The sequence below is a fragment of the Pseudoalteromonas phenolica genome (genome assembly GCF_005886345.1).
Classification (GTDB): Bacteria; Pseudomonadota; Gammaproteobacteria; order Enterobacterales; family Alteromonadaceae; genus Pseudoalteromonas; species Pseudoalteromonas phenolica_A.
Map to the genome: position 1 here is coordinate 110,747 of NZ_PNEC01000016.1, position 6,638 is coordinate 117,384.

Annotated in this window: 6 protein-coding genes and 1 tRNA gene; 6 read left to right on the top strand and 1 reads right to left on the bottom strand. The window is 37.1% G+C overall.

Features of this window, described 5'->3' with window-relative positions; genetic code table 11:
* The first annotated feature begins 280 nt into the window (after positions 1–280).
* Positions 281–1,012, top strand: coding sequence for a hypothetical protein (locus tag CWB72_RS08915; RefSeq protein ID WP_138630707.1), 732 nt, complete (start codon positions 281–283; stop codon positions 1,010–1,012).
* Positions 1,013–1,080: 68 nt separating this feature from the next.
* Here CWB72_RS08915 and CWB72_RS08920 read toward each other — a convergent pair whose 3' ends face one another.
* Positions 1,081–2,055 carry an alpha/beta fold hydrolase gene (locus CWB72_RS08920; protein ID WP_138630709.1) on the bottom strand — a complete coding sequence of 325 codons (975 nt, stop codon included), beginning with the start codon at positions 2,053–2,055 and terminating at the stop codon, positions 1,081–1,083.
* A 198-nt stretch (positions 2,056–2,253) separates the two neighbouring features.
* On the opposite strand from CWB72_RS08920, the gene CWB72_RS08925 reads away from it, so the two are divergent.
* The 5 genes from CWB72_RS08925 to CWB72_RS08945 all read left to right on the top strand — a co-directional run bounded on the left by CWB72_RS08925 (position 2,254) and on the right by CWB72_RS08945 (position 6,523).
* Complete coding sequence (locus tag CWB72_RS08925) at positions 2,254–4,284, top strand: winged helix-turn-helix domain-containing protein (RefSeq protein ID WP_138630711.1); 2,031 nt, start codon at positions 2,254–2,256, stop codon at positions 4,282–4,284.
* Positions 4,285–4,431: 147 nt separating this feature from the next.
* A tRNA-Pro gene (locus CWB72_RS08930) sits at positions 4,432–4,508 on the top strand.
* 384 nt (positions 4,509–4,892) lie between these two features.
* Positions 4,893–5,450 carry a GNAT family N-acetyltransferase gene (locus CWB72_RS08935; protein ID WP_138630713.1) on the top strand — a complete coding sequence of 186 codons (558 nt, stop codon included), beginning with the start codon at positions 4,893–4,895 and terminating at the stop codon, positions 5,448–5,450.
* A gap of 117 nt (positions 5,451–5,567) precedes the next feature.
* The gene (locus CWB72_RS08940) at positions 5,568–5,915 is read left to right on the top strand and encodes a hypothetical protein (RefSeq protein WP_138630715.1); all 348 of its coding nucleotides are present in this window, start codon (positions 5,568–5,570) and stop codon (positions 5,913–5,915) included.
* A 119-nt stretch (positions 5,916–6,034) separates the two neighbouring features.
* Entirely contained in the window at positions 6,035–6,523 is a 489-nt protein-coding gene (locus tag CWB72_RS08945) for a hypothetical protein (RefSeq protein WP_138630716.1), read from the top strand.
* Positions 6,524–6,638 lie beyond the last annotated feature (115 nt).

Consider the following 6,638-nt stretch of genomic DNA (forward strand, 5'->3'; position numbering starts at 1 on the left):
TTGGAAGAAGTAATTACATCTTTTAGATACACAAAAATAGCCTTTTTGAGCTAATTTGACCTCTTCGAGCCGGTTATAACGCTTTCAAACGAAATAGAATTGAGTGTAAATTAAATAAAAACGACGACATGTGTGTTTTAATGTGAGCTAAAAAGACCCTTAAATAAAATTGGCTTGAATTAAAGCGAAGTGATGAGCTTTTAAAAATAGTTACACTAATAAACTGAGTAGTTTGTGGCGCATGATGTCGCATAAAAAATAAAAACGATGGGAAACTAATATGGAAAAAGCATTAAATTTCATTAAAAAATCTAATCATGTATTGTTCTTTCTAGCCATAGTCGTGTTTATTGGTGGCTTTACTTTTGAAATGGCCTCAAAACTTTTCAAAAAGAAATATGAGCCACCTAAAATAGAACTTGTTGATAGCGCTCAATCTAAAGATGAGCTTAAACGGCCTGTTTATACCGTTGAATATTTAACACGGCTAAAAGACGTTTATATATTTGAATTAACATCTGATGTGATAGATACAAACGAGTTTCACGAAACCGAAGTGGTAGAAATGTTTAACTCAGCCTCAATTTCGCACGATTTGTATGTTAATGGCTATTTATCGCACAATGCAGTTAATTTAATGTTTGTAAGAGAAGACGGCACTCAAACCATGCTTCTAAAAAGAGACGGGTTAATCGTCGAGTTTTCTAAGGTTACGCCAGAGCCAGTCGAAGGCGCTTATCATCTAGATAAGAATCTTTATTTGATCATTGATGAAGATACCAATCAAAATGGATACCTAGATCAAAAAGACGCTGCAAAATTATTTTCTTCAAATTATGATGGACAAAACTTGGTACTGATACTTAACAACGTTGGCTCATTTAATTTGATTGCCAACAACAAATTGATTATTTCTCAAAAAGGGGATTCTCCCAAGTTCTTCACATTTGATCTGAACTCAGGCAATTTGGTGAGCTTGAATACCACAGTAAGCAAGACTGCATTTAAATAAGAAAAAAGTAGCTTAGATGAATACGCATACCCAAAAAGTATGCGTATTTAAACTAAGATTTAGAATTGTTAGTTGTTTAAAAAGTGACTCAGCACTTGCTCGAATTTTTTAGTTTCTTCTACCCATGGCCAATGACCACTTTGCTCAAACATGCTGTAGGTTGCGATGCCTTTTGGTAGCATGTCGTACAATCGATACACCAGTTCAGGTGTAGATGCATTATCATAGCGTCCAGCTGTGATAAGGGTAGGGATCGCAAAGTCTTTTATTTGTTCCTCAATATTGATGCCGAGTAAAGTGCCTCGTATTTCTCCGTAGTCTAAGTCAATAATGTCGTCAAAAACCTGAAGGTTAAAATAGTCACGCTCATCATTTGTTTGGTATTTTCTATTTTTACTTTTATTTGCAACATCAAACCATTGATACCAATCCATGTAACGACCATAAGCAATCTGGGCAAATTTATCATCAGTACTTTTTATACCTTGTGCTTTGAGTGACTCTAGTTGACGCCACTTTTCAGGGTATCGCGTGCGAATAATATGAAAGTATTGATTAGCATTCATTTGTTGGCTTTTAGTATCGTAAGAGGCATTTAGCATCACTAATTTTTTGACATGCTGGCTATGTTGAAGTGCATATTGCATAGCTGGAATACCACCATAAGAATGTGCCATTAAAGTTATTTTTTTAACTCCCAAATACTGTCTGACTGACTCAATGTCGTCTACTGTCATTTGTGGGGTAAATTTCCCCTCTATTTTACGTGTTGATCTACCCCGACCAATGTCATCAAAAAACACCAATTGATAACCCTGCTTTTTTAAAAAATCAAACCAACCTACAAATACAGTGTGACCACCACCTGGTCCACCATTAATAATCACAACAGGGTGGCCTTGGCCTTCAGTGCGAATATAAATTTTGCCTTGGGGTACGTTTATATAATCTTCGGTAATGTCTTTATTTTTTGCTGATACTTCAAAGAGCATCATCGAAATAAACACGCTTAACACAATAAAATTTGTCAGATATTTTTTCAAAATAATAGGTCCTATAGATTTTTGTTATTGAGCGCCATTACTTTAATAATTAGTAGCTTAGAAGTTGTGGTGAAGTTGTGAAATATACACTTTTGAACGCTGCTCAATGTGGTGAAGTCATGAAAATTCACGTATATTTCTGAACGCAAGTGTTTTCTATTATGGGCAAAGCCCTGCTTTTAATTAGGTTGTACAAACATGCGATATGCTTTTGGCGAATATGTTCTAGATACAAAACAACAGTTGTTATTTGCCAACGAGCAACGCGTAGAGTTAGAGCCTAAGCAATACTCAACGTTACTTTTGCTGTGTCAGCATCAAAATGAAATAGTGACTCGAGAGCAGCTTTTAGAAACTAGCTGGAGTGGGGTGATAGTCAGTGAGAACACCATAAACAAACATATCGCAGTGCTCAGAAAGTTATTAGGTGACAATGCAAAATCACCCAAATACATAGAGACAGTTGCAAAAAAAGGCTACCGTTTTATTGCTAACCTTGAGATCTTTGATGAAGCGCCCTCTAAGGTAAACATCGAGCACAATAACAACACCGTTTCATTCAAACCGAATCTCCTTTTGCTTGGCTTGGTCGTTACGGTCCTTATTTTAGTATCGATTTACTTATTCTTATGGCTGAATCCTAGTTCAATAGCTGCGCAAGACATAAAAACACTCACTCGTATGCAAGGCGATAAATGGAGCATAAGCTTTTTTAAGAACGATCAAACAACGGTATTTATTAACCAAAAGCAGCAGAATTCAGAATTATTTCTTCAAGATTTAAACACTCAACAAACTCATTTAATTCAACACCAGTTCGACTTTTTATCTTTTGTTGTCGGTGCTATTTCAAAACCGCAACTCTATATAGTGGGTAAACAAGGAGGCAAAAATTGGCTGGTCAAAGGCAATATTGTCAACAACACTTTTATTGTTGAGCAGCAACTCGATATTTCAGAGCTTGCAATTTATGATATCGCATTTTCAAGCCATCTCGCACAACTCTATTTAATTGCGCAAACAACCTCGATAAAAGACCGAGGATTATATCGGGTAGATCAAAACTTAACTGACATAGTCCCGCTGTATTTGCCTAAAAATGACAATGTATTATTAACCAGAGTTGATAGTGGCATAAACAAAGAAGCGATATTACTTTTGGGTCAGCGCCCTAATGCGCGTTCAATTGTTTATGCGTTTACGCCAAAAAACAAAGAACTCAATAAAGTACATGAGTTTGACGCATATGTGAGAGACGCCATTTGGCATAATGAATTTATTTTACATACCGACACGCCACCTGCTCAGCGCATATTGAAGCGCTCGATAGAGCAGAACTCTAGTCCTACAATAGTAGCGACATCGAGCGAATACCTATGCTGTGAAATGATATTTTCGAAGTCATTGAATCAAATTATCTATCGAACAAATACCACAAACTACCAAATTGAGTGGGTAGGGGAGCCTGATTTTGTAGTAGATAACTCCACAGTTTACGACATGACTCCGTCGTTGATGCACCAAAAAGAGGGGATTGCATTTGTGTCTAAACGTTCTGGCAAAAGCCAAATTTATACGCAACAAAAGCTCTCACCACCAAAACAGATAAGTAACTTTACGCGCTACCATATTGTTCATGCACTATCGGTTAGCCCAAACGATAATCGATTAGCAGCCATAGTTGATAACCAAGTTTTATTGTTTGCAACCAATGCTCAAAGCTTACCAATCACTAAAGTATTTAATAACATTGACTGGTTAGAAAGCGTGACATGGCTAGACGATAAACACCTAATAGTGCGCCATAAAACTAAGTCGGCCACTTGGTTAGAAATATATGACACAGAACTCAATAGCATTAAAAAATTACCATCACAGTGGCTACAGTTATTCCGTTCAGAGTATGGTGAAGCGAGATGGTTTGCGCTGCACACATCACATGGGCTGGTGGAATTAGAACCGCTAATGTTTAATCCTGATGTTGAGCTGAAAATAGCCAAAGAGTTAAATGGGTCAATTCAAGATACTGGAAAAATTATCAATGCAGGCCCATATTTCTATCAGCAAATAAATAAAAAACAAATTCAACAACTTGATAGCCAGGGCCAGCATTTAAGACTTCATGATTTTCAACGTATTTATGGCTTTGATGCCCACAACACAAAACTGATAGTCAGTGAACTAAAATATCGCTCTAGCGACTGGCATGCAAAGTCGATTGCTCAATAAAGTGATGATTTGAATAACACTAAAAAGTGATTTAAAAACAAACGCTGTGGTGAGAGGTATTAAACTAGCAACAAAGAACATAAAATGTTCAAACAATCCAACAGGTTGTTGCCTTTTAAGATTAATCTTGTATAGTTGCTACCAAGTCGGCATATAGCGCAGCCTGGTAGCGCACTGTCATGGGGTGTCAGGGGTCGCAGGTTCAAATCCTGCTATGCCGACCAGCTTTTCCTATACCCTTCAATAGTTTATTCACTTTTCATTCTATTAAATTCATTTGGACCTTTGTTGAACCTTATACAGTAGTTTTAAAAAAACGCTTTAAGCTGTTCAGTACAAGCAAGATCTGACAATCAGCTAATAAATTTATATAAAATAAAAATTCAATTAACTGTTTTTATATACAGTATTATGTGGTTTGTCCAATAACATTATTCATTTGCGTTTTGTCCAATTTTCACAGCTGCATAAAATTGGACATTTTAATGCGTTGTTTACAATAAACTTTTCTTGTGTGAATATTGGGACACGTAATATAGCCCGTTTTGTCGGTATTTATACCGCAATTTTGGGAGATAATAAGCTGTTATATTTCAAGGAAGATTTAGGTGCAATTTCCAGAATTAGAAACATCACGATTAATTCTTAATCAACTGTCGGAAGGTGACGGGATTGATTTATTAGAAATTTTTTCCGATGAAAACGTAGTCAAGTATTACGATATTGATGTTTACGAATCACAAGAGCAATCATTGAAGTTGATCGAATTTTTTAATAATCGCTTTACTGAAAATGCAGGCATTCGCTGGGCAATTCGAATTAAAGATTCAGGTAAGTTAATTGGTACCTGTGGTTTCAACTCATGGAACCCAAAAATGAAAAATGCTGGTATTGGATACGAGCTATCATCCAATTATTGGGGGTGTGGCTATGCATCAGAAGCAATACACAAGATATTAGACTTCGCTTTTTCAAATGAAGCTCCATTTCCTGAACTGTACAGGGTTCAAGGTGATACTATGCTTGGAAATGTTGCGTCAGAATCGGTCTTAAAAAAATTAGGCTTTAGAGAGGAAGGGATTCGGCGTGCAAGCGGCTACTGGAAAGGCGACTTTCATGATTTGAAGTGCTTTGGATTAATCAAACCTGAATTCATTGAAATATAACAAGCTGTTTAATGAGCGGACAAAATTACGCTGGCTTGGTTTCGCTCCGCTTCACATTATAGCCAGCATAATTTTGCCCATTAACAGGGCGTTATGTTTACAAGGGAAGCTTGGTGTATGCTTAAAAAAATATTAATGTTATCAGCACTTTTATCACTAGCAGGGTGTCAGAGCACGAATAACACCACTAAAAACACTCAGAATATATACGGAGTTATATTTGCCATTAAAATTGATAAAAGCGGTAAGTTATCCAACCTTCGCTTTTCAAAAGCAACAGACCCAATAAAAAATACTGACGTCGATTTTCAGCCACCCTCTAGCTACATCAAAAACGTTGAAACCAAGCTAGCTAAAAGGCAATTCGAAATACCAAAAACCGATGCTGACTTACAAAAAGAGTCTTATATCCCATGCTTTTACGTTAAATCAAATCCATCTGATATAAGGTGCTACGGTGATTAGTAAACATAACAAGTTGCTCAAGAAAGGACGCAAAAAGCTTGGCTTGCGCTCATTCTTCGCTGATTATAGCCAAGCGTTTCGCGCCTCTTAGCAAGGCGTTAAATGGCAGGAGTAACAATTTGAACCACGAGTTAATAGGTCAATTACTAGGTTTCATAATGGCTCACAGTGCAGCTATCGGTGATTCTCTAGAGTCAAATGAATTGCTTGTTCCATTTGTAATTGTAGAGAACAGAGGTGAAAGAATAAGTCTTGAATTTGAAGCTGACACACAAGAATTGGCGGTTGCAAAAGCAGAAAAGAAATTAACTGAGTTGAGCAACGATGTAGATGCCTGGTCTTATAGTCAAGATGGATTAGTGACTTTACAGGATGGTTCCAAACAGGATGTCTTCTTTTACAAAATATGGTCAAAAGGTATGTCGGAGCCGTTACAGGCTTATCAAATGTATCAAAAACACCCATTCAAACTCATAGGGAATGTTCAAATCCTAAATTATACCGAGTCTGGGTTGAGTGCAGACCATCAAGAGGCTTTTATTGCAGGCTTAGATAACGGCATTAGTGCTCACCCAACTGGAACTGAAAAGTGGGAATCATGGTTCTAGAAGCCATTTAACAAGTGCCTCAACCAAAAGGACGCAAAACAGCAGGCTGCGCTCCTTCGTCGCTAAGTTTAGCCTGCTATTTTGCGCCGGTTAGGCAAGCTACATGGACTCCCCC

What these genes read in the sequence shown, in the direction of transcription:
- CWB72_RS08940 (WP_138630715.1), top strand. Translation starts at nt 5,568, where the DNA reads ATGCTTAAAAAAATATTAATGTTATCAGCACTTTTATCACTAGCAGGG.
- CWB72_RS08915 (WP_138630707.1), top strand. Translation starts at nt 281, where the DNA reads ATGGAAAAAGCATTAAATTTCATTAAAAAATCTAATCATGTATTGTTC.
- CWB72_RS08925 (WP_138630711.1), top strand. Translation starts at nt 2,254, where the DNA reads ATGCGATATGCTTTTGGCGAATATGTTCTAGATACAAAACAACAGTTG.